The organism is Paraburkholderia sp. NPDC080076 (assembly GCF_050281145.1).
In the GTDB taxonomy this organism is placed as follows: Bacteria; Pseudomonadota; Gammaproteobacteria; order Burkholderiales; family Burkholderiaceae; genus Paraburkholderia.
The window spans coordinates 443,392-461,978 of sequence record NZ_JBNNWQ010000001.1; the positions used below are offsets into that span (position 1 = coordinate 443,392).

Genomic DNA, 18,587 nt, shown 5'->3' on the forward strand with positions numbered 1-18,587 from the left:
CGTGGGAAGACCGCCTCGGTGTCACTCAGCGAGGTGAATCACAAGCGCATCGAACTTATGCTTTATTCGTCGTCACCTCACACACCGAAACCCTGCATACACATACTGATAATGCGGCTGAAACCAATTGCGAAAAGCCGGCCGCAGCATGCACTGCGCGGTGCGTGCCGAGCCGCCTTTGATCACGTAGTGCTGGCCGTCAAAAAAGTTGGCTGAATAGCCGAGATAAAACGGAAAGGCTTCGAAGCCGGGCAGCGCGTCGAATACCGTCGAAGTCCACTCCCAGCCATTGCCGAATTGTCCTTCCACGCCGAACGCGCTGACGTTATCCGGATGCACGTCGACCGGTTTCGGATCCCAGCTGCGAAAATCGAAATTACCCGACGCGGCGTGCGGCGCGCCGTGTGCCGCACGTTGCCACTGCGCCTCGGTGGGTAATACTTTGCCTGCCCAGCGCGCGTAGGCGCTGGCTTCGGCGTGGCTCACGTACACGGGCCAGTCGAGCGGCAGCGGGACTTCGTCGAACATGGTGCGCAACGTCCATGCGCCATCTTCGCCGCCTGCATCGTGCCGCGACCAGCACGCGGGATGCTCGATATGCTCGGCTTCCTTCCACGCCCAATCCTTCTCCGACCACCACTTCGCTTCGCGATAGCCGCCTGCCTCGATGAACTCGCGGAATGCACCGTTCGTCACCATATGGCGATCGATTTCGAAGGCCGGCACATCGACATGCAGTTCGCCGAACTCGTTGTCCCAGCCGAAGCGCCCGCCGTCGCGCGGCATGCCGAGCACGGCTGTGCCGGCCGGTACGCTGACCATCGACGACAACGCGTCGCGCGGTTCCGCACGCGTCACGACAGGCTCGCGCAATTCGGTGACCTTCTGCTCAAGCGGCAACTGGTGAAGCATGTACGCCAGCGTTTCGGCATGCATCAACCGATGCTCAATCGCGACGTTCAGCAACTGCTCGGAGGCATCGGCTTGCGCACCGTTGCGGCCTAGTTGGGCGGTGTGCGTCAGCGCGTCGAGCTCGCGGTCGATCTGCTCGCGGGCACGCGAGCCGTAGCCGCGAACGACGTCGAGCGACGGCCAGTCACTGGGTTGATCGGTCGGAAAACCACCGTCGACGGGATCGATGCCGAAGGCAAAAAGCTGGTCGAGGTGCGGATCGAAAGCCGGCAGATCGCACAGGCGTTGATCGAAAAGATTACGATCGAAAGCTTCCAGATGGCCGATGTAAAACACGATCCGGTGGCGTTCACGGATCGGCCGTTCATACAGAAACTCGGGCTTGACGATGGAAAACAGTGCGTCAGTCACTTGACGCGCTTCGATCAGCCGCTGGACGAGCGGGTGATGCGGGGCGGGGTCGCGATTCATTTCGCCGGGTCTCCTTGCGGGGGAGGGACTAAAGACTGTACCTGCTCGCAGGAGCCATGCCAAGACGAAAGCGCGTAAAAAAGGAAGTGGGCGGGGGCGCGGCGGCGTGGGCCGGGCTCCCGTCAGTGGCCTAGACTTGCCGCAGGCCGTCCAGATCGACGATCCGGATGTGCTTGCCGTGCGTGTCGATCAGGCCGCGCTTTTGAAATCTTGACAGGGTGCGGCTCACGGTTTCGAGCGTCATGCCGAGGTAGCTGCCCATGTCCTCGCGCGTCATGCGCAGATTGAATTCCGCCGACGAATAACCTCGCCGCGCGTTGCGCTCGGAGACGTCGAGCAGGAATGCCGCGACCCGTTCGTCCGCCGAGAGCGACCCAAGCACCATCATCTGCGCGGCCTCGCGGACGATCTGCTCGCCCAGCAGTTTGTGCATGCGCTCCTGCATCGAACTGATTTCGCGGCACAGTGACTTGAGCGCGGTGTAGGGGACGATGCAAACCGTGCTGTCTTCGAGGGCGAGCGCGCTGCAGGCATGCACGTCGTCGCTGATGCCGTCGAGGCCGAGCGCCTCGCCGGCGAGCCGCAAACCCGTGACCTGTTCGCGACCGTCACGGTGCGCCATGACGGTTTTCATCGAACCGGAGCGCACGGCGTAAATACTGTCGAAGCGGTCGCCGCTGCGATACAGCGCTTCACCGCGCTGAACGGAGCGCGCGGAACAGATGAGCGTTTCGAGTTTCATCAGTTCGTCGGGCGACAAACCTTGGGGCATGCAGAGCTGCCGCATTGCGCAGCTCGAACAGCGCGCGGCGGAGCGCGCGTTTGCCCGCGGCGGTGCCGCACGACGGCTGCCGCGCGCCGGCGATGAACTTGCGGCAGAGGCCACGGAATCGGCAGTGCCGGCGGAGTGCGTAACAGCGATAGGAGTGAGCATGTTCAGCAGCCGGTGGTCAGATAATGACAGATTGTCCCATCGGCCGCGTTGCCCGCTTCGCGGCAAAATGACGCGTTCAGGCAGTCAGGCACGTTGAGCAGCGTCACACCGGCGTCGGTGAATTTGTGTATGGACTGCTAGGGAGTGCGAGCAGGCAGACCCTGCTCACACTTTGGCAGAAAGGAGATCGGCAACCTGGAAGACCTGCCGCCGATGTAAAGCGCGCGTTGCTCACTCGCGCCGCGTTCATCAATTCGCGTCGGCGGACTTGCCCGAGGCGGATGGGATCAACAGCACGGGCAAAGTCGCTTGCCGTACGCAGCGCTCGGCGACACTGCCAAGAATCAGCCGCTGAAAACCGCGCCGTCCGTGTGTGCCCATGACCAGCAGATCGGCGTTGAAGTCGGCCGCGGCCTTGAGCACGACCACCGAAACATCGTCGATCGTGGATGCCTCGCCCACCACGAGCTCGCCCTTCACGCCTTGCTCGGTCATGGCCTTGGCAAACTCGGCGCCGAGTTCCTTGCCCTCTTCGACGAGCCGGTTACGCAAGACGGATGGGTCGTAACCGGGCGCTTCGAAATACATCGGCGTGTTTTCGACGACATAGAACGGCTGCAAGACCGCGCCGCTGGATTTGGCGAGCGCGAGCGCTGCTTCGAATGCACGGCGGGAGGTGTTGCTGCCGTCGACCGCTACAAGAATGCGTGTGTACATATCGACTCCGCGTCTGAGGGATCCGGATGCCGCAGCTGTTTCCAACCGGCTGGGCGCAATGAAGATTCATTGCTGATGCGAGCTTAAATGATCGCTGAAAAACATGCATTCGACCTGGATGTAAATCAAACTCTTGTCAAATTTTGCGACGAGGCGGTCCTGTTCGGCAAGCGCCGGTCAGCAAGCGTCGGCGGGACTTCGCTCCAATTTGCAATGCATATCGGCGGCCAGGATAAGGCCGGGTTTGCCTTACAATTACAGCCTACTCAGACAAGCTGCTTCAGTCCGCTGATGAACGAGCGCAAAACGACGGGCTTGCCCGACAAGATCTACGGCGACATTCTCAACCGCATTGTCGAGGGCGAGTACAAGGAAGGTGAGCGCTTGCCGACCGAGCATGCGCTGGCGGAGCGTTTCGCGACCTCCAGGCCGACGGTGCGCGAAGCGCTGGCGCGCTTGCGGGCGGACGGCATCATCATGACGCGGCACGGATCGGGCACGACGGTCGCGCGGCGTCCGGATCCGGACGTGCGCCGCTTCGCGCCGCTCGAAACGCTGTCCGACATCCGCCGCTGCTACGAATTTCGCATCGTGACAGAAGCGGGCGCGGCGGAGCAGGCGGCGCTCAAAGCCGACGCCGACGACATCGCCGCCATCCAGCACGCCTGGGATCAGCTGGAGCGGATCATCGAGACGCAGGGTATCGGCGCGAAAGACGACTTCATGTTTCACCTGGCGGTGGCGCGCGCGTCGAAGAATCCGTTTTTCATCACGGTCATGTCGTTTATCGAGGAGCAAATCCTCTTCAGCATGAACCTGTCGCGCAATCTTTCGCTGGTGAAGACGGTGGCGCGGCAGCGGCTCGTGCAGGCGGAGCATATGGCCGTGCTCGAGGCAATCCGGCGCAAGGACGCGCCGGGCGCTGCACGCGCCATGCGAGCGCATCTCGAGAACGCGCTCGAGCGGATGTTCGGCTCCTGAGTGTCCGCGCGCTGTCGTCGCGCGGCGAGGCCGCAGCGCCATCGGGCCACCGTGCCGTGGTAGTTCCCGCACGGTGCGACAGGGCGTAGAACCTGCCGCTCTCGCGGCAGCGGAGTAAAGCAGCTAAGCAGCGGCGGCCATCGGTCCGAACAGCGCGGTACGAGTCTTGGGACTCACGGCGATATCCAGCGCCACCGCCCGCTCCACGCCGATCTGCAATGGCGACCCGAGCCGGCTGATCTCGATCCCGGTCTTGCGCAGCAGCCGCTCGATCGGCGTGGTGGTCACCGTGACATACCGCGTGATGCCCATCTGGTCGGCGAACGTCACGAGTTCGTGGATCGCCTGCATGGTCAGGTCCGCAAAGCCAAACGATTGCTCCTCGCCGCCAGTTTCGATCGCGAACCGGCTCAATTCCCAGATGTGCCGCCCAACCGGCGCCGCCGCGCCGTGCAGCAACTGCGGGAAGGTGTCCTTCAGCATGTTGGGGCCCTCGGTCGGCATCAGGCGCCAACAGCCGCGCACTTGCCCGTCGTCCGCCTGGATCAGCATGTAATGCGGCCCGAGCGCGTCGTAGCCGTCGATCTCCATGCCCGCGATGGTAGGGATATCCCACCCGAGCCGGCCGTGAAACACCCGCGCCCGCAGGCGGTACATCTCGTTAATGTCCGCGTTGTCGAATTCCTGACGCATTCCAATCCGGATTGCTGTTTGCATGACGTTCTCCTGAACGTGTTGGGGTACCCAATACGCAAGAAAACTTATGCATTTTGAATGTTTCTGCCACCTACCTACCTGGATAGGTGCGCATGCTTATCGGGTAACGCAAAATTCGAGACAAGCACTGCACTCAACCGACAGGACCGAAAAAATGGAACTCCTCGAAAATCATTGGCAACCGCAAACCGGTCTTCAAACCCGCCCGGCGGAGCCTTCCACGGCGGTGGACCGCGTTCTGATCATTGCTTACCGCAAGAAGAAAAAAGAGAGCCAACGCCGTTTCTGGGCCCGCTTCGGCGTCACGCAGTCGCGCGGCAGCCGGTTCGAGTCGGGTGCTGAAATTCCGGCACCGGTGTCGATCCTGCTCGGTCTGTACTTCACCAAAACCGTGTCCGACGCCGACCTGGGCCGCGCCGAGCGCGTGCTCTACAGCCGCGACGCCGCGGCCTTTCTCAACCCGGGTCAATAAGCCCGAGCTGGGCTGCAATCACGGCCGCCGCGCGCCGCGAATTCACACCGAATTTCGTCCTGATGTTCTTCATGTGGAAGTTCACCACGGCTTCCGAACAGTTCAGGATGTGGGAGATTTCCCAGGTGGATTTGCCGCGTGCGGTCCATTTCAGGCATTCGCGTTCACGCGGCGTGAGCTTGGGCAATAAGGTCTGAGCGTGCGTATTCAAATGCCGCTGGCTGGTATCGATTACAAGATCGCGCAATAACACCAGATTCGGCAATGCCACGTTGATATGGCGCCAGAATTCGTCGTTGGGATTGTTGTCATTGACGAAGCACATCATGCCGGCTTCCTGGTTCGGTCCATGAATCGGCAATGTCACGCCGGCGCGCAACCCATGCGCGCGGGCTTCCTCGTACATGGAAAGCTGCGGTGCGGTAGTGAAAATATCCGGCGACCAGATCAGCGGCGTGGCGCGCGTCGCGCAATGCGCGACGGTCGGATCGATGTGAACCAGTCCCTGCTCGTCATAAGTACGGCGCCAGGTGGGGGAGTACGTGCTACGCACATAAGCGTCTTCGAGGCGAATGGTCGGGCGCGGCAGCATGGCGATCAAAAGCCTGTCGAAGCCCCACGTCTCGGCGAGGCCCGCGATTGCACCGAACCATTCCGCTTCGTCGGCGGCGTCCAGTAGCGGTGCCATCTGCTCGATAAAATGTAGCGACAATTTTTACTCTCTCAGGCTCGCAAACATCCCGTTGCGGTAAATTGCGGTACGGCATTCCGTCCGTTGGTTTTTTATCTTCACAATCTATCACCAAAATTTATTTCGCAAAGCTAGAAGTGATTTCTAACAAAATGGCGACGGTGATGGTTTAGCGAGAATGCGAATGAATCGCTCTTTGTATCCGATTTTTTGACCGAGTTAACATTCACCGATGGTTAATGTGGGTAATTTTCCCGTAGTAGCCGTTTTGATGCCATTCGTTGGCAACATTATTGTGAAAGCATTCTAATTAGCGGCCGCCGCCAAAATTTCAGTCAAAATCGCACTGATTGCCGATATTGAATGTTTGCGAGCTGCACGGTTCCCGCGATATAAACGTCACCGTCCACGCTCTATTGTCATACAAAAGCAACACCGCGTAGTTTGCGAGGTTCGCGATCCGCGCGAAGAATTCGCGAAGCCGGGGTTGCCGCCAAGTTGTTTGACAACATTCGGAGCCCGGTGCTACCTTGAGCGCTCCATTCTGTCCCGCTCCCGGTGTGAGGCCACGTGAACGAATCCCCGATTCGCGACGCCGCCGGAGCATCATGCGAAGATCGAGCACGCCGCGTGGGCGCTGCTCGCGTTGGAGCACGAATTCGCGCAAGTCAACCCATGCCACTGAACCTTGAGCTCGAAGCCACCAGTATGACCGACAACAACCGACGCTATCCCGATCCCTCCATCCGCGTGTTCGATCCGCGCTTCAAAGCACTGATCCTGGCTTCCGCGTCCGTCGAGTGTCTGTATCAGGGCGCGCGCTGGTCCGAGGGCCCGGTCTGGTTCGGCGACGGCCGCTATCTGCTGTGGAGCGACATTCCGAACGACCGCATTCTGCGCTGGGACGAACCGAGCGGCGCGGTGTCGACGTTTCGCCAGTCGTCGAACAATGCCAACGGCCATACGCGCGACCGTCAGGGCCGTCTCGTCAGCTGCGAGCATTTGACGAGGCGCGTCACGCGCACCGAATACGACGGATCGATCACCGTGCTCGCCGACCGCTACCGCGGCAAGCGCTTCAATTCGCCGAACGACGTGGTCGTGAAATCGGACGGCTCGATCTGGTTCAGCGATCCGACCTTCGGCATCGACGGATTCTATGAGGGCGAGCGGCAGGAGTCGGAACTGACGGCGTGCGTGTACCGCGTCGACGGCCAATCCGGCGAAGTCACCGTCGTCGCCGATGACGTGCTAGGCCCCAACGGTCTGGCGTTTTCTCCGGACGAGTCGGTGCTGTACATCGTCGAATCGCGCGGTGAGCCGCGCAAGATCCGTGCGTTCGATGTCGACGGCGACGGCGGCGCGCTGTCGAACAACCGCGTGCTGATCGACGCCGGCCCGGGCACGCCGGACGGCTTTCGCGTCGATGTCCACGGCAATCTGTGGTGCGGCTGGGGCATGGGCACCGACGAACTCGACGGCGTGCGCGTCTTCACGCCGCAAGGCGAACCGCTCGGCCACATAGCATTGCCGGAGCGCTGTGCGAACGTATGCTTTGGCGGACGGCATCGCAACCGGCTCTTCATGGCGGCAAGCCACGGCCTCTATTCGCTCTACGTGAATACGCAGGGCGTGCAAGGCGGCTAGTTGCCAGACAAGTCGTCATCAGAGGTCATGAGTGGCTCCGGGTTTGCCCTTGGATGCAGCGCGCAAGCCGTTGAGCGGCAAGGATTCACCGCGAAAATGGCGGCCTTCATGAGCCCGGAGCCGCCACGAGTATTTGCTTGACATCAGCTGTTCCGCTTCGCTATGTTCCATTGGTAGAAAGACACCGCCCGCAGCGCATTCGACCGGCGGATTTCCATACCAAGAAGCGAGGAGACGCAATGACTGTTTCACACAGGTTGGCGCTCAGGCTGGTGTCCGTATGTCTCGCGGCGAGCGCCGCTTTCGCATCCGCCGCGCATGCGGCCGATCCGGTCACACTCAATATCGTCGACGTGGCCGGCGACCTTCAACTCACGCAAAAGGGCTTCGAGGCCTTCAAGGGGAAGTACCCGAACCTCGTCGCCAATCTCACCTTCACGAACGCGCCGGCGCCGCAGTTGCCCGGCAAGATCAAGGCGATGCAGGCCGCGGGCCGCTCCGATATCGATCTCGTGCTGACCGGCACCGACGCGCTTGCCGCCGGCATCGAACAGAGTCTCTGGATGAAGCTGCTGCCCGAGAACGCGGCGGCGTTCCCTGGCGTGCTCGATAAGTACGCGCCGGGTCCGCGCAAGATGCAGGATCTCGCCCAAGGCTACGGGCTCGAAGTCGCGTATATGCCGGCCGGCCCGCTGCTCGAATACAACCCCGCCAAAGTCAGCGACCCGCCGAAGACGCCCGAGCAATTGCTGCAATGGTGCAAGGCGCATCCGGACAAGCTGATCTACGCACGCCCGGCGAATTCCGGTCCGGGCCGCACGTTCCTGATGGGCTTGCCCTACATACTCGGCGACAAGGATCCGCAGGATCCGATTCACGGTTGGGACAAGACGTGGGCCTTTCTCAAGCAACTGAACGATTGCATTCCTTACTATCCGGGCGGCACGTCGGCGGTGATGAAGGAGCTTGGCGAAGGCACCCGCGATATGACCGTGACCGTGACGGGCTGGGACATCAATCCGCGCGCGCTCGGTATCGTGCCGGCGGAATTCCGCGTGCAGGCGTTCGACAACATGACGTGGGTGAACGACGCGCACTACATGGTGATTCCGAAAGGCGTGCCGAAGGAAAAGCTCGACGTGCTCTACAAGCTGATGAACTTCATGCTCGAACCGGCGCAGCAGGCCATGACCTATGACGACGGTTACTTCTACCCCGGTCCGGCGATCAAGGGCGTGAGCGTCGAGCAGGCGCCCGCGCACAGCCAGGACGTGCTGAAGAAATACGGCCGGCCGGAGTATGCGAAGCTGTTGGCCGAGCGTCCGCACGTCTTGCCGCTGAACGCCGCGGCGATGGTCGCGGCTTTCAAGAAATGGGACACCGAGGTCGGCGCGCAGAAGACCAAATAGTCTCCTCGTCTGGCCGTGCATGCATGACGTTGCGATCCACGCGTGATACGTGACACGGCATGCCACGCGTATCAGGAAACCGCCATGAAGCATCACTTTGAGCAGTTGCGGCTCGACTCGGTGAGCCGCAGTTTCACGAATGCGGAAGGCCAGGCGATCGCGGCGCTGCGCGGCCTCGATCTGACCATCCAACGTGGCGAGTTCATCGCTCTGCTGGGGCCTTCCGGTTGCGGCAAATCGACGGCGCTCAATTGCATTGCCGGATTGCAGCCGTTGAGCGCCGGCGGCATCTGGCTCGACGACAAACGCATCGACGTGCTGCCGCCGGAGAAGCGCGGCTTCGGCATGGTGTTTCAGAACTACGCGCTGTTTCCGCATATGAGCGTGCTCGACAACGTCGGCTTCGGTTTGAAGATGCGCGGCGTCGGCAGGAGCGAAGCCGTGCGCCGGGTGCGTGAAGCGTTGCAGCTCGTGCAACTGGTCGGGCACGAACGCAAGCTGCCCGGACAACTGTCCGGCGGCCAGCAGCAGCGCGTGGCGATTGCGCGCGCGATCGTGATCGAGCCGCCGCTGATTCTGATGGACGAACCGCTGTCGAATCTCGATACCAAGCTGCGGATCGAAATGCGCGCGGAAATTCGCCGCATCCACAGCCAGCTCGAGCGTGCGACGCTCTACGTGACGCACGATCAGGACGAAGCGCTTTCCATGGCCGACCGCATCGTCGTGATGAGGGAGGGTGTGGTGCAACAGGTTGCCACGCCGAAAGAGGTCTACACGCGGCCGCAGAATCTGCACGTCGCGCGCTTCATGGGCTATCGCAACGTGGCCGAATTCGAACTCGAAGGCACGCAAGGCGAAGGCGTGCTGGTGAGCGCAAACGGTGTGCGTCTGCTCGGCACGCCGATGGCCGGCTTCAACAGCAAACGCGTGAGCGTCGCGTTGCGTCCCGAGGATATGGAGCGCGCCGTGCCCGGTGCGGAGAATGCCTTCGACGCGTTGGTGACGACCGTCGAATACGGCGGCCGCGATTCGTTGCTGCGCGTCAAGACGGCGTTCGGCGATATCTGGGCACGCGTCGGCGGAGAATTCGAAGAGGGCGAGCGAATCAGCTTGCGCGTGCCGCCGTCGCGCACGCTCGTCTACGATGCCGAGGCGGCATGAGCCTGCCAACGCTGTCGCCGCCGCTCGTTCCGCGTGACGCCAAGGCGTGGCTCGTCGCGCCGGCTTTGCTCTTCATCGTCGCGTTGTTCATCTATCCGTTTGCGTACGGTCTGGTGCTGTCGTTCCGGCCGATGAACGGCGGCGGCCTCTGGGCCAACTATCTGACGTTCTTCACCGACACGTCGATGTGGCCGACGATTCTCGTCACGCTCAAGCTCGCGGTGCCCGCCACGCTGATCAACGTGGGCGTCTCGGTGCCGGTGGCGTTCGCATTGCGCCGGTACTCGCGCTATCAGAAGGTCGTCACGACGCTGCTGGTGATTCCCGTGACGCTCGGCACCGTGTTGATCGCCGACGGCATGCTCACGTACTTCGGCCCGAACGGCTGGTTTCCGCAAGCGCTGCACGGTCTGCATCTCTATGCGCGCGAAGTGCGTCTCACGCATAATTTCTGGGGCGTGCTGATCTCGCTGATCGTGTCGGGTTTTCCGTTTGCGTTTCTGTTGACGCTGTCGTATGTGACCGGCATCGACCCGACGCTCGCGGCCGCGGCGGCGACGCTCGGCGCGAGTCCGTGGCAGCAGTTTCGCCGCATCTATCTGCCGCTGCTGGTGCCGGGCTTGACGATGGCGGCGTGTCTGTCGTTCGTGCAGGCGTTTTCGGTGTTTCCGTCGGCAGTGTTGCTCGGCGCGCCCGCCGGGCCGACGCGTGTGATGTCGATCGCCGCCGCCGAAGCCGCATTCGAAAGCTACGACTACTCGCTGGCGTCCGCAATCGCGATGGTGATGGGCTTCGTGCAGTTGCTGGTGGTCGCCGCGCTGCTCGGCGCGCGCCGCTTCTTCTACAGCGGTCCGGCAACCGGAGGCAAAGGCTGATGACGACCGATCATCGCGCGGCGCAGCCTTCGTGGTCGGCGTCGACATCGAAACATCACGATGACGGCGCGCGCGAGCCGGACAAGCGCGCGGGCCAAACCCGGCAACGCACCAGCGTGCCGGGCCGAATCTGGCGCGTGCTGGTGTGGGGCGCCATGGTGTTCTTCCTCGTCAACGTGGTGCTGCTGATCGCGACCGTCGCGGTCAATTCGGTGGCGACTCGCTGGTTCGGCACCTTGTTGCCGCAAGGCTTCACGCTGCATTGGTATGCGCAGGCATGGAGCGACTTCCAGTTGGCGAGCGTGTTGTGGGTGACCGTCGAAGTGGTCGGCGCAGTCGTGCTGCTGTCGGTCCTGCTCGGCGTGCCGGCGGCGTATGCGCTCGCCCGAGTGCAGTTTCCAGGCAAGCGCGTCGCCATGCTGATCTTCCTGTTGCCGCTGATGGTGCCGCCCGTCACCTACGGCATTCCCATGGCGACGGTCATGTACAAGGTCGGCCTCGCCGGCACGCTGAGCGGCGTGATCCTGGCCAATCTCGTGCCGGCACTGCCATTCGTGATTCTCGTGATGACGCCGTTCATCGAACAGATCGATCCGAATCTCGAAGCGGCGGCGCGCATTTTCGGCGCCAACACGTTCCGCTATTTCCGCTACGTGCTGCTGCCGCTGCTCGTGCCCGGCATGCTGGCGGCGGGCTTGCTGGTGCTCGTGCGCACCATCGGCATGTTCGAGCTGACTTTTTTCACCGCGGGCCCGGCGACGCAAACGCTCGTGGTCGCCCTGTACTACGCTGTATTTTCAACCGGCGTGCGCGCGCCGCAATCGATCGATGCGATGGCGATGATCTATATGGCAATCACGCTGATCTGGGTGCTGATCGCACTGCAATTCGTGAGCCCGACGCAGATCGTGTCGCGAGTGAAGGAGCAAAAGCGCTGAAGGAAACCCCTGCGGGGCACGGCGAAAGACATCGTGGAGCAGACGTTGACGAAGAGAAAGAAACCCGAGGAATTGCGCAGCCACCGCTGGTACGGCGTGAACGATCTGCGGTCGTTCGGCCATCGCTCGCGCACCGCGCAAATGGGCTATGACCGCGAGGAATACGCCGGCAAGCCGGTCATCGCGATTCTCAACACATGGAGCGAGATCAACGCGTGCCACACGCACTTCAAGCAGCGCGTCGAGGAAGTGAAACGCGGCATCTGGCAGGCCGGCGGCTTTCCGGTCGAACTGCCGGTGCAGACGCTCTCCGAGCCGTTCCAGAAGCCCACCACGATGCTTTACCGCAATTTCCTCGCCATGGAAGCCGAAGAAACGCTGCGCTCCTATCCGGCCGACGGTGTCGTGCTGATGGGCGGTTGCGACAAGACCACGCCGGCTTTGCTGATGGGCGCGATCTCGATGGATTTGCCGGCGATCTTTCTGCCCGCCGGCCCGATGCTGCGCGGAAACTGGAACGGCGTGACGCTCGGTTCCGGTTCCGACGCCTGGAAGTACTGGGCGGAGCTGCGCGCGGGCACGATCACGCAAGACGACTGGCAAGGCATCGAAGGCGGCATTGCGCGCTCACCCGGGCACTGCATGACCATGGGCACCGCGTCGACCATGACGAGCGCGGCCGAAGCGCTCGGCTTCACGCTGCCCGGTTTCGCGTCGATTCCCGCAGCGGATTCGCGTCATGCGCAGATGGCGGCGAAAACCGGCATGCGTATCGTCGAGATGGTGTGGGAGGATCTCAAGCCCTCCGATCTGCTCACCGCCGGTTCCGTCGACAACGCCGTGACCACCTGCCTCGCGCTGTCCGGTTCGACCAACGCGATCGTGCACATGATCGCGCTCGCGCGCCGCGCCGGCATCGAACTGACGCTCGATCGCTACGACGACATCTCGCGCCACACGCCGGTGCTGGCCAACGTTCGCCCGACCGGCGCGTATCTGATGGAGGACTTTTTCTATGCGGGCGGTTTGCGGGCCTTGCTCGCTGAACTCGGCGAGTTGATCGACCGTTCGCAGAAAACCGTCAACGGCCACACGCTCGGTGAGAATCTCGAAGGCGCGGAGATTTTCAACGACGACGTGATCCGCCGGCGTGACAAGCCGCTGTTGCCCAATAGCGGGCTCGCGGTGCTACGCGGCAATATCGCGCCGGACGGTGCCGTGATCAAACCCGGCGCCGCTGAGCCGCATCTGCTCGTGCATACGGGTCGCGCAGTGGTGTTCAAGGATTACAACGACATGGCCGCGCGTATCGACGACGAAGCGCTCGACATCGACGAAAACTGTGTGATCGTGCTTCAGCATGCCGGGCCGGTCGGCGCTCCGGGTATGCCTGAATGGGGCCAATTACCCATACCGCGGAAGTTGCTGCAAAAAGGGGTGCGCGACATGGTGCGCATATCGGATGCGCGGATGAGCGGGACGAGTTACGGCGCGTGCGTGTTGCATGTCGCGCCCGAGTCGTTCATCGGCGGACCGTTTGCGCTGGTCGAGAGCGGCGACATGATCGAGCTCGACGTGCCGCGACGCAAACTCCACCTGCTGGTGAGCGACGAGGAACTCGCGCGCCGCAAGGCAGCGTGGGTCAAGCCGGCGCCGCGTTTCACGCGCGGCTACGGCGCGATGCATCAGGTGCACGTGATGCAGGCGAATCAAGGCTGCGATTTCGATTTCCTGCAACGCGGCGGCGCGCATGCGGCCCCGGATGCGCACGCCGCGGGCGAGCCGGAGATTCACTGAATCAACGAGGGCCGTCGAGAGCGTAACGCAGCCGCCGCAGAGTGGCCAATCACTGGGAGAGGGCGCGATGCGGCTCGACCGCATCGCGTGAATCCTTCGCTTCAATATCCCACACGATACACGCGGCCGGTCTGCGCGCCTTCCACGCTGCGCAGATAGGCCATCGCCGCGCGCTGCCCCGTCACCGGCTCGAAGCCTCGGAAGTAGGGCGCATAAGCCTCCATTGCTTCGGTGAGCACGGTCGGGCTCACCACGTTGATGCGAATGCCGCGCGGCAACTCGATCGCCGCGCCGCGCACGAAACCTTCGAGTGCCAGATTGACGGTGGTCGCGCTCGCGCCTTGCAGGATCGGCTCGTCGCCGATGATGCCGCTCGTCAGCGTGAACGAGCCGCCGTCGTTCACGTATTGCTGAGCCGCGAGCACCACGTTGATCTGGCCCATCAGCTTGTCGCGCAGGCCGACCCAGAACTGCTCGATGCTCATGTCGGGCAGCGGACCGAAATGCACCTTGCCGGTCGTCGTGACGACGCCGTCCACTTTGCCGATCTCGCGAAAGAGCCGCTCGACGCTCGCCGGGTCGGTGCTGTCGACGTGGTACTGCCCACGCGTCGCGCCGACTTCGATCACTTCATGGCGCGCCTTCAGTTCCGCGCTCACCGCCTGGCCCAGCGTGCCGGTGGCGCCGATCACGACGATCTTTTTCATCTACTGCTCCGTTGAGGGTTGATGTGCAGTCGATTCTGCCCGCGTTCGTCAGAAGGAAACAGTCTGCGCGGCGCGTAGGTCCTGCAACCCTGAGTTTCTAATCGAAGAAAAAGCGCGCACCGCGAATCAAACGGTGCGCGCTTCGCAATACACTGATTAATCGGGGCCTGCGTCTGAATTCAAACACGGACCAAATCAGGACCAGCGCAAATGTTTATTTCACCCGATGTAATTCGACCAGCCGGGTAGGGCGTAAATGATTAAGGGCGTAATGGATACGGCCGCGCTCCTGACGGCTGCCAACCGGTCGCGGATCGTCGTATTGATGATCCGCCGAATATGCGCCCTGCGGCGCGACCATGCCTTTGTCGATCACCGTGCAGCCCGGCTCGAGCGCCAGCAGCAGATGATTGCCGCCAACCCGGCTGTCGAAGCCGGCCATGCCGTCGTGCGCCTCGGGCACGCTGTTCGTGAGGGTCGCATTGCTCGTGGTGATCTCGTCGGGCGAGATCGGGCTGTGGCCCGCTATGCGCGCGGCTTCCAGATTCTTGCCGTCGGTGTCGACGGTGCTGTCGTGGGTGCGGTCGTTGTGCAGTTCCGTCGAACTCGGGCCGTGAGTGGCCGCCGGCTGGTTCGCGTCTGCTGGCTTGTTGATATCGCTGTTCATCATGCGTTCTCCTTGAAGAGGACATGGTGTGACATGCAGCAAAACCCGTTCCGCCTCGCACAAACCCTGATTCACCTGTTTTCACTGCGCTTTGTCCGCAGTTGCATGCGTAGTTGTATGCGCAGTTGCAAGTGAGGTATTCGGCTGGCGATTGCGTCCGGGATTGTTTTCGTTTTTTTTAATGGACGCGTATTTTCTACAGAGTATGATCTTACTCCGACGAGCGAAGCGCGGTTAAATTGAAGACATTCGGTCCGGCTATTTCTTCATGGCCGGCAGCACCGTCTGCGCGCCACTCAAAACATTTTACGGGGCCGTCAGGGCGGGTGACACATGCACTTCGATGCTGCATTCACACATCGCGGCTATTTGTTAAATTGCGCGCCGGCGCGCGCGGTCGATGGCACTTGGCAACCTTACGTAGTCATCTCCCGCTCGAGCGACGGCGAACTGGTCGCCAACCGTTTTTTCCCCACCGACTTGCGCTTTCGTGACGAAGCGGCCGCCATTGCCCATGCGCGCGATTGGGCCGTGCGCTGGATCGACGCGAGCAGCGTAACCATCTGAGCGCCTCCGGCGTGCCATGCCGCGTATGGCACGCCGTCGCTCGGTGCTGCGCGAGCCGCGGCAAAACGCGGTAATCTCTCGGCATAATCACTTCGAAGCCTGCTCACCGCACGGCGCTGTCCTTTTATGCCTAACGTGCCTTCCCATAACTGGGGCCTCGAACAGATCGTCGCCGACTTGCGCGCGTCGCGTGAAGAATTGCATCGCACGCGGCATCCGCTCGGCATTCGCGAACTGCCGTCGCGCGAAGCGGTGATCAACATCGTCGCCGGCTTGCGCGCGGCGCTGTTTCCCACGCACTACGGCGCGCCCGATCTGACTGACGAAACCGTCGACTATTACGTCGGCCATACGCTTGAAAGCACGTTGCGGCTGCTGGCGGAACAGATTCGCCGCGCGCTGCGTTTTTTGCCGGAGTTCGGTGAAACACCCGATGCGGATTTGCAAGCGCGCGCGTTTGACGTCGCGCGTGAATTCGGCACGCAATTGCCGGGCATTCGCGCGCTGCTGGTCAGCGACATTCAGGCGGCTTTCACCGGTGATCCGGCTGCGCAGCACATCACCGAAATTCTGCTTTGCTATCCGGGCGTGTGGGCGATGACGCATCATCGGCTCGCGCACGCGCTGCATCGCCTGGGCGTGCCGTTGCTGGCGCGTTTCATCAACGAGATCGCGCACTCGGCAACCGGCATCGACATTCACCCCGGCGCGACGATTGGGCCGAGCTTCTTTATCGACCACGGCACGGGTGTCGTGATCGGCGAGACCGCGATCATTGGCGAGCGCGTGCGCGTGTATCAGGCCGTGACGCTCGGCGCGAAGAGTTTCGCCGCGGATCTCGACGGTACGCTCGTCAAAGGCAACGCACGCCATCCGATCGTCGAGGACGACGTCGTGATCTATGCCGGCGCGACGATTCTCGGGCGCGTGACGATCGGGCGCGGCTCGGTGATCGGCGGCAACGTGTGGCTCACGCACAGCGTGCCGCCGGGCAGCAGCGTGTCGCAAGGCAAGATCCGCGAAGGCGAGCGGTCCGACGAGGGGCGGCAGTGATGCGCGGCTTCGTTCGCGCGTGCTCGCGTGTTTCGATGCGCAAACCTCCCATCAGTTGCTGAGCGATGACCATGCCGCGCGGCCGCGTTCACATGCCTCGCTGCGCGATTGCCGGCGTCGAAGCGACGGTGGCCGAAACTGCGCATGCTTTTCCGCGCCATTCGCACGACCGCTTCGGCATCGGTGTGATCCTCAGCGGCGGGCACCGGTCGGCGAGCGGACGCGGACTCGTCGAAGCGCGCGCCAACGACGCGATCATGGTCAATCCCGGCGAAGTCCACGACGGCAGTCCGCTCGATGAGCGCGGGCGCACGTGGCGCATGTTGTATTTCGAACCGTCGATGTTCGTCACCGCCGCGAATGAACTGACCGGCGCGGCGGCGCGCGAGCTCGAACTCACGCAGCCGGTGGCGCACGATCCTTTGCTGAAGCGTTTGTTCGAGCGGCTCTTCAGCGTCGCGGTGGAAGTGCCTTTCGTGACGGACGATCTGGCGCGCGAGGAGGCGTTGCTCGAACTGCTCGGGCATCTCGTGCGCGTGCATGCGACGCGGCCGATACGCTCATCGTCGACTGATGCGTTGGGTCCGATTGCGCAAGCGAAAGCACGCATCGACGACGATCCTTCCTCTGCGCTCACACTGGCGGATCTCGCCGCCGATGCCGGCATGAGCCGTTTTCAGTTGCTGCGTGGCTTCGCGCATGAAATGGGTCTGCCGCCGCACGCGTACAGAATGCAGCGTCGCGTGGTGCTCGCGAGGCAATGGATCGCGCGGGGCGCGACGCTTGCCGATGCAGCCGCCGCAGCGGGCTTTGCCGATCAGAGTCACATGACGCGCGCGTTCGTGCGCTTACTCGGTGTGACGCCGGCGAACTACGCGGCCGCGCTGCGGTGATGTTTATCCGATTCGCAAATGCTGCAGCAAAGCTGCGCCATGCATGCCATGCAACCAGACGTGTTGCCCGACAAACCACGCCGCCGCCCACGAAGCCGCCACGACGATCAGATCGCAGTGCCCGCTATTCCAGAGATTCAACGAATGCCGGCCGGCAATCCACGGTACGCCTAATGGATTCGGCCAGTCAGCGAACAGATGCATCAGACCGCCGCAGGCAAATCCGAACGCCGGCGCGGCGTACACGGAATGCCCGAGCCAGTGGTACGACACCGCGAGCAACGCGAGCCATCCCACGCCCCAATGCGTGAGCGTGCGATGCGTGATCCACAGACGCCGCGCGCGCGACCACCACGCGACTTCGAGCCATTAGGTGTCAAATTTTGTCTGTCTACATTCAGTTCGCCTCTTCACCAACTATATTTGCTACATGATTGCGATTAGGGGCGAATTATGTCCGGGACGAAGAGGTACAGGACGACATTGATCAGACCGTCGATTGACCTTGGGACTTTGCCACGAGCGTTTCAGCTTGCTGGTCTCGAGCTCGATGAAGCCTTTCACCCGAAGTTGTTTGATCTGCCCCTAGTCGCCGTGGTCCTTGATCATGATCGCCCAGCCTGGATGCCGACACTGTTTTTGGCGGATGTCGGGTTGCAAAGCCGGTCGGTAACGGGAGATACAGTTCGGACCTATTCAGAAGCGCTCTTATCGTGGCTTCGATACCTTGATGATAATGAGGTATCGTTGGACCGGGTCACGGAAGAGACGATTGCAGTGTATCGGGCACACCTTGCACATGCACCTCGTTCGCAGACTGGTGAGCGCTACGCGAGCGCTACCGCCAACAACCGGGTTGTCATTCCCGTCCTCTTTCATGCGTGGGGTCAACGGCGAGGAATGATGCCTTCGCCCCTCGGACGGTTTCTTTGTGACGACGCAACAGACGCGGGCTCACACCGATGTCTGACGAAT

The 18,587-nt window shown here is 62.3% G+C and carries 18 protein-coding genes and 1 pseudogene; 11 read left to right on the forward strand and 8 right to left on the reverse strand.

Features of this window, described 5'->3' with window-relative positions; all coding sequences use genetic code 11:
• Positions 1–72 precede the first annotated feature (72 nt).
• From ACQKRQ_RS02005 to ACQKRQ_RS02015, 3 genes are all read right to left on the reverse strand, one after another.
• Complete coding sequence (locus ACQKRQ_RS02005; RefSeq protein WP_427474841.1) at positions 73–1,383, reverse strand: SUMF1/EgtB/PvdO family nonheme iron enzyme; 1,311 nt, start codon at positions 1,381–1,383, stop codon at positions 73–75.
• A gap of 130 nt (positions 1,384–1,513) precedes the next feature.
• A complete protein-coding gene (locus tag ACQKRQ_RS02010) occupies positions 1,514–2,317 on the reverse strand; it encodes a helix-turn-helix domain-containing protein (RefSeq protein WP_408175382.1) in 804 nt (267 codons plus the stop codon).
• A 249-nt stretch (positions 2,318–2,566) separates the two neighbouring features.
• Entirely contained in the window at positions 2,567–3,034 is a 468-nt protein-coding gene (locus ACQKRQ_RS02015) for a universal stress protein (RefSeq protein ID WP_427474842.1), read from the reverse strand.
• Positions 3,035–3,325: 291 nt separating this feature from the next.
• Here ACQKRQ_RS02015 and ACQKRQ_RS02020 point away from each other — a divergent pair, with 291 nt between their 5' ends.
• Positions 3,326–4,015, forward strand: coding sequence for a FadR/GntR family transcriptional regulator (locus tag ACQKRQ_RS02020; RefSeq protein WP_408311881.1), 690 nt, complete (start codon positions 3,326–3,328; stop codon positions 4,013–4,015).
• A gap of 123 nt (positions 4,016–4,138) precedes the next feature.
• On the opposite strand, the gene ACQKRQ_RS02025 is transcribed toward ACQKRQ_RS02020, so the two are convergent.
• On the reverse strand, positions 4,139–4,732 hold the full coding sequence (locus ACQKRQ_RS02025; protein WP_408175228.1) for an acyl-homoserine-lactone synthase: 594 nt from the start codon (positions 4,730–4,732) through the stop codon (positions 4,139–4,141).
• 154 nt (positions 4,733–4,886) lie between these two features.
• Between ACQKRQ_RS02025 and ACQKRQ_RS02030 the strand changes: the two genes are divergently transcribed.
• On the forward strand, positions 4,887–5,204 hold the full coding sequence (locus ACQKRQ_RS02030; RefSeq protein WP_132378267.1) for an XRE family transcriptional regulator: 318 nt from the start codon (positions 4,887–4,889) through the stop codon (positions 5,202–5,204).
• Here the strand turns inward: ACQKRQ_RS02030 and ACQKRQ_RS02035 are convergent.
• Positions 5,188–5,892: a helix-turn-helix transcriptional regulator gene (locus ACQKRQ_RS02035; protein ID WP_408175226.1), complete on the reverse strand. Its 705-nt coding sequence runs from the start codon at positions 5,890–5,892 to the stop codon at positions 5,188–5,190. The two genes, ACQKRQ_RS02030 and ACQKRQ_RS02035, sit on opposite strands and share 17 nt — an antisense overlap.
• A 711-nt stretch (positions 5,893–6,603) precedes the next feature.
• Here ACQKRQ_RS02035 and ACQKRQ_RS02040 point away from each other — a divergent pair.
• The 6 genes from ACQKRQ_RS02040 (at position 6,604) to araD (ending at position 13,725) form a co-directional block, all read left to right on the forward strand.
• Positions 6,604–7,542 (forward strand): SMP-30/gluconolactonase/LRE family protein, encoded by a 939-nt coding sequence (locus tag ACQKRQ_RS02040; RefSeq protein WP_427476045.1) that lies wholly within the window; start codon positions 6,604–6,606, stop codon positions 7,540–7,542.
• A 239-nt stretch (positions 7,543–7,781) separates the two neighbouring features.
• A complete protein-coding gene (locus tag ACQKRQ_RS02045) occupies positions 7,782–8,951 on the forward strand; it encodes an extracellular solute-binding protein (RefSeq protein WP_427474843.1) in 1,170 nt (389 codons plus the stop codon).
• Between the two features lie 84 nt (positions 8,952–9,035).
• Entirely contained in the window at positions 9,036–10,115 is a 1,080-nt protein-coding gene (locus ACQKRQ_RS02050; protein ID WP_427474844.1) for an ABC transporter ATP-binding protein, read from the forward strand.
• Complete coding sequence (locus ACQKRQ_RS02055) at positions 10,112–10,990, forward strand: ABC transporter permease (RefSeq protein WP_132378257.1); 879 nt, start codon at positions 10,112–10,114, stop codon at positions 10,988–10,990. Before ACQKRQ_RS02050 ends, ACQKRQ_RS02055 begins: the two co-directional genes overlap by 4 nt.
• Positions 10,990–11,928, forward strand: coding sequence for an ABC transporter permease (locus ACQKRQ_RS02060; protein ID WP_427474845.1), 939 nt, complete (start codon positions 10,990–10,992; stop codon positions 11,926–11,928). Before ACQKRQ_RS02055 ends, ACQKRQ_RS02060 begins: the two co-directional genes overlap by 1 nt.
• 45 nt (positions 11,929–11,973) lie before the next feature.
• Positions 11,974–13,725, forward strand: coding sequence for an L-arabinonate dehydratase (gene araD, locus ACQKRQ_RS02065; protein ID WP_427474846.1), 1,752 nt, complete (start codon positions 11,974–11,976; stop codon positions 13,723–13,725).
• A 101-nt stretch (positions 13,726–13,826) separates the two neighbouring features.
• Here the strand turns inward: araD and ACQKRQ_RS02070 are convergent, their stop codons facing one another.
• Positions 13,827–14,432 (reverse strand): short chain dehydrogenase, encoded by a 606-nt coding sequence (locus ACQKRQ_RS02070; RefSeq protein ID WP_427474847.1) that lies wholly within the window; start codon positions 14,430–14,432, stop codon positions 13,827–13,829.
• Between the two features lie 214 nt (positions 14,433–14,646).
• Positions 14,647–15,099 (reverse strand): DUF3005 domain-containing protein, encoded by a 453-nt coding sequence (locus ACQKRQ_RS02075; RefSeq protein WP_427476047.1) that lies wholly within the window; start codon positions 15,097–15,099, stop codon positions 14,647–14,649.
• Between the two features lie 333 nt (positions 15,100–15,432).
• On the opposite strand from ACQKRQ_RS02075, the gene ACQKRQ_RS02080 reads away from it, so the two are divergent.
• From ACQKRQ_RS02080 to ACQKRQ_RS02090, 3 genes are all read left to right on the forward strand, one after another.
• Positions 15,433–15,666, forward strand: a complete 234-nt coding sequence (locus tag ACQKRQ_RS02080; RefSeq protein WP_132378249.1) for a hypothetical protein — start codon at positions 15,433–15,435, stop codon at positions 15,664–15,666.
• 126 nt (positions 15,667–15,792) lie between these two features.
• Positions 15,793–16,719 (forward strand): serine O-acetyltransferase EpsC, encoded by a 927-nt coding sequence (gene epsC, locus ACQKRQ_RS02085; protein ID WP_132378247.1) that lies wholly within the window; start codon positions 15,793–15,795, stop codon positions 16,717–16,719.
• 71 nt (positions 16,720–16,790) lie between these two features.
• Positions 16,791–17,612 carry an AraC family transcriptional regulator gene (locus ACQKRQ_RS02090; protein ID WP_427474848.1) on the forward strand — a complete coding sequence of 274 codons (822 nt, stop codon included), beginning with the start codon at positions 16,791–16,793 and terminating at the stop codon, positions 17,610–17,612.
• A gap of 3 nt (positions 17,613–17,615) precedes the next feature.
• Here the strand turns inward: ACQKRQ_RS02090 and ACQKRQ_RS02095 are convergent.
• A pseudogene (locus ACQKRQ_RS02095) lies at positions 17,616–17,981 on the reverse strand (metal-dependent hydrolase); the annotation flags it as partial.
• Between the last annotated feature and the right edge of the window lie 606 nt (positions 17,982–18,587).

Coding starts and splice junctions, on each gene's coding strand:
- ACQKRQ_RS02005 (WP_427474841.1), bottom strand. CDS start 1,383: ATGAATCGCGACCCCGCCCCGCATCACCCGCTCGTCCAGCGGCTGATC.
- ACQKRQ_RS02010 (WP_408175382.1), bottom strand. CDS start 2,317: ATGCTCACTCCTATCGCTGTTACGCACTCCGCCGGCACTGCCGATTCC.
- ACQKRQ_RS02015 (WP_427474842.1), bottom strand. CDS start 3,034: ATGTACACACGCATTCTTGTAGCGGTCGACGGCAGCAACACCTCCCGC.
- ACQKRQ_RS02020 (WP_408311881.1), top strand. CDS start 3,326: ATGAACGAGCGCAAAACGACGGGCTTGCCCGACAAGATCTACGGCGAC.
- ACQKRQ_RS02025 (WP_408175228.1), bottom strand. CDS start 4,732: ATGCAAACAGCAATCCGGATTGGAATGCGTCAGGAATTCGACAACGCG.
- ACQKRQ_RS02030 (WP_132378267.1), top strand. CDS start 4,887: ATGGAACTCCTCGAAAATCATTGGCAACCGCAAACCGGTCTTCAAACC.
- ACQKRQ_RS02035 (WP_408175226.1), bottom strand. CDS start 5,892: ATGGCACCGCTACTGGACGCCGCCGACGAAGCGGAATGGTTCGGTGCA.
- ACQKRQ_RS02040 (WP_427476045.1), top strand. CDS start 6,604: ATGACCGACAACAACCGACGCTATCCCGATCCCTCCATCCGCGTGTTC.
- ACQKRQ_RS02045 (WP_427474843.1), top strand. CDS start 7,782: ATGACTGTTTCACACAGGTTGGCGCTCAGGCTGGTGTCCGTATGTCTC.
- ACQKRQ_RS02050 (WP_427474844.1), top strand. CDS start 9,036: ATGAAGCATCACTTTGAGCAGTTGCGGCTCGACTCGGTGAGCCGCAGT.
- ACQKRQ_RS02055 (WP_132378257.1), top strand. CDS start 10,112: ATGAGCCTGCCAACGCTGTCGCCGCCGCTCGTTCCGCGTGACGCCAAG.
- ACQKRQ_RS02060 (WP_427474845.1), top strand. CDS start 10,990: ATGACGACCGATCATCGCGCGGCGCAGCCTTCGTGGTCGGCGTCGACA.
- ACQKRQ_RS02070 (WP_427474847.1), bottom strand. CDS start 14,432: ATGAAAAAGATCGTCGTGATCGGCGCCACCGGCACGCTGGGCCAGGCG.
- ACQKRQ_RS02075 (WP_427476047.1), bottom strand. CDS start 15,099: ATGAACAGCGATATCAACAAGCCAGCAGACGCGAACCAGCCGGCGGCC.
- ACQKRQ_RS02080 (WP_132378249.1), top strand. CDS start 15,433: ATGCACTTCGATGCTGCATTCACACATCGCGGCTATTTGTTAAATTGC.
- epsC (WP_132378247.1), top strand. CDS start 15,793: ATGCCTAACGTGCCTTCCCATAACTGGGGCCTCGAACAGATCGTCGCC.
- ACQKRQ_RS02090 (WP_427474848.1), top strand. CDS start 16,791: ATGCCGCGCGGCCGCGTTCACATGCCTCGCTGCGCGATTGCCGGCGTC.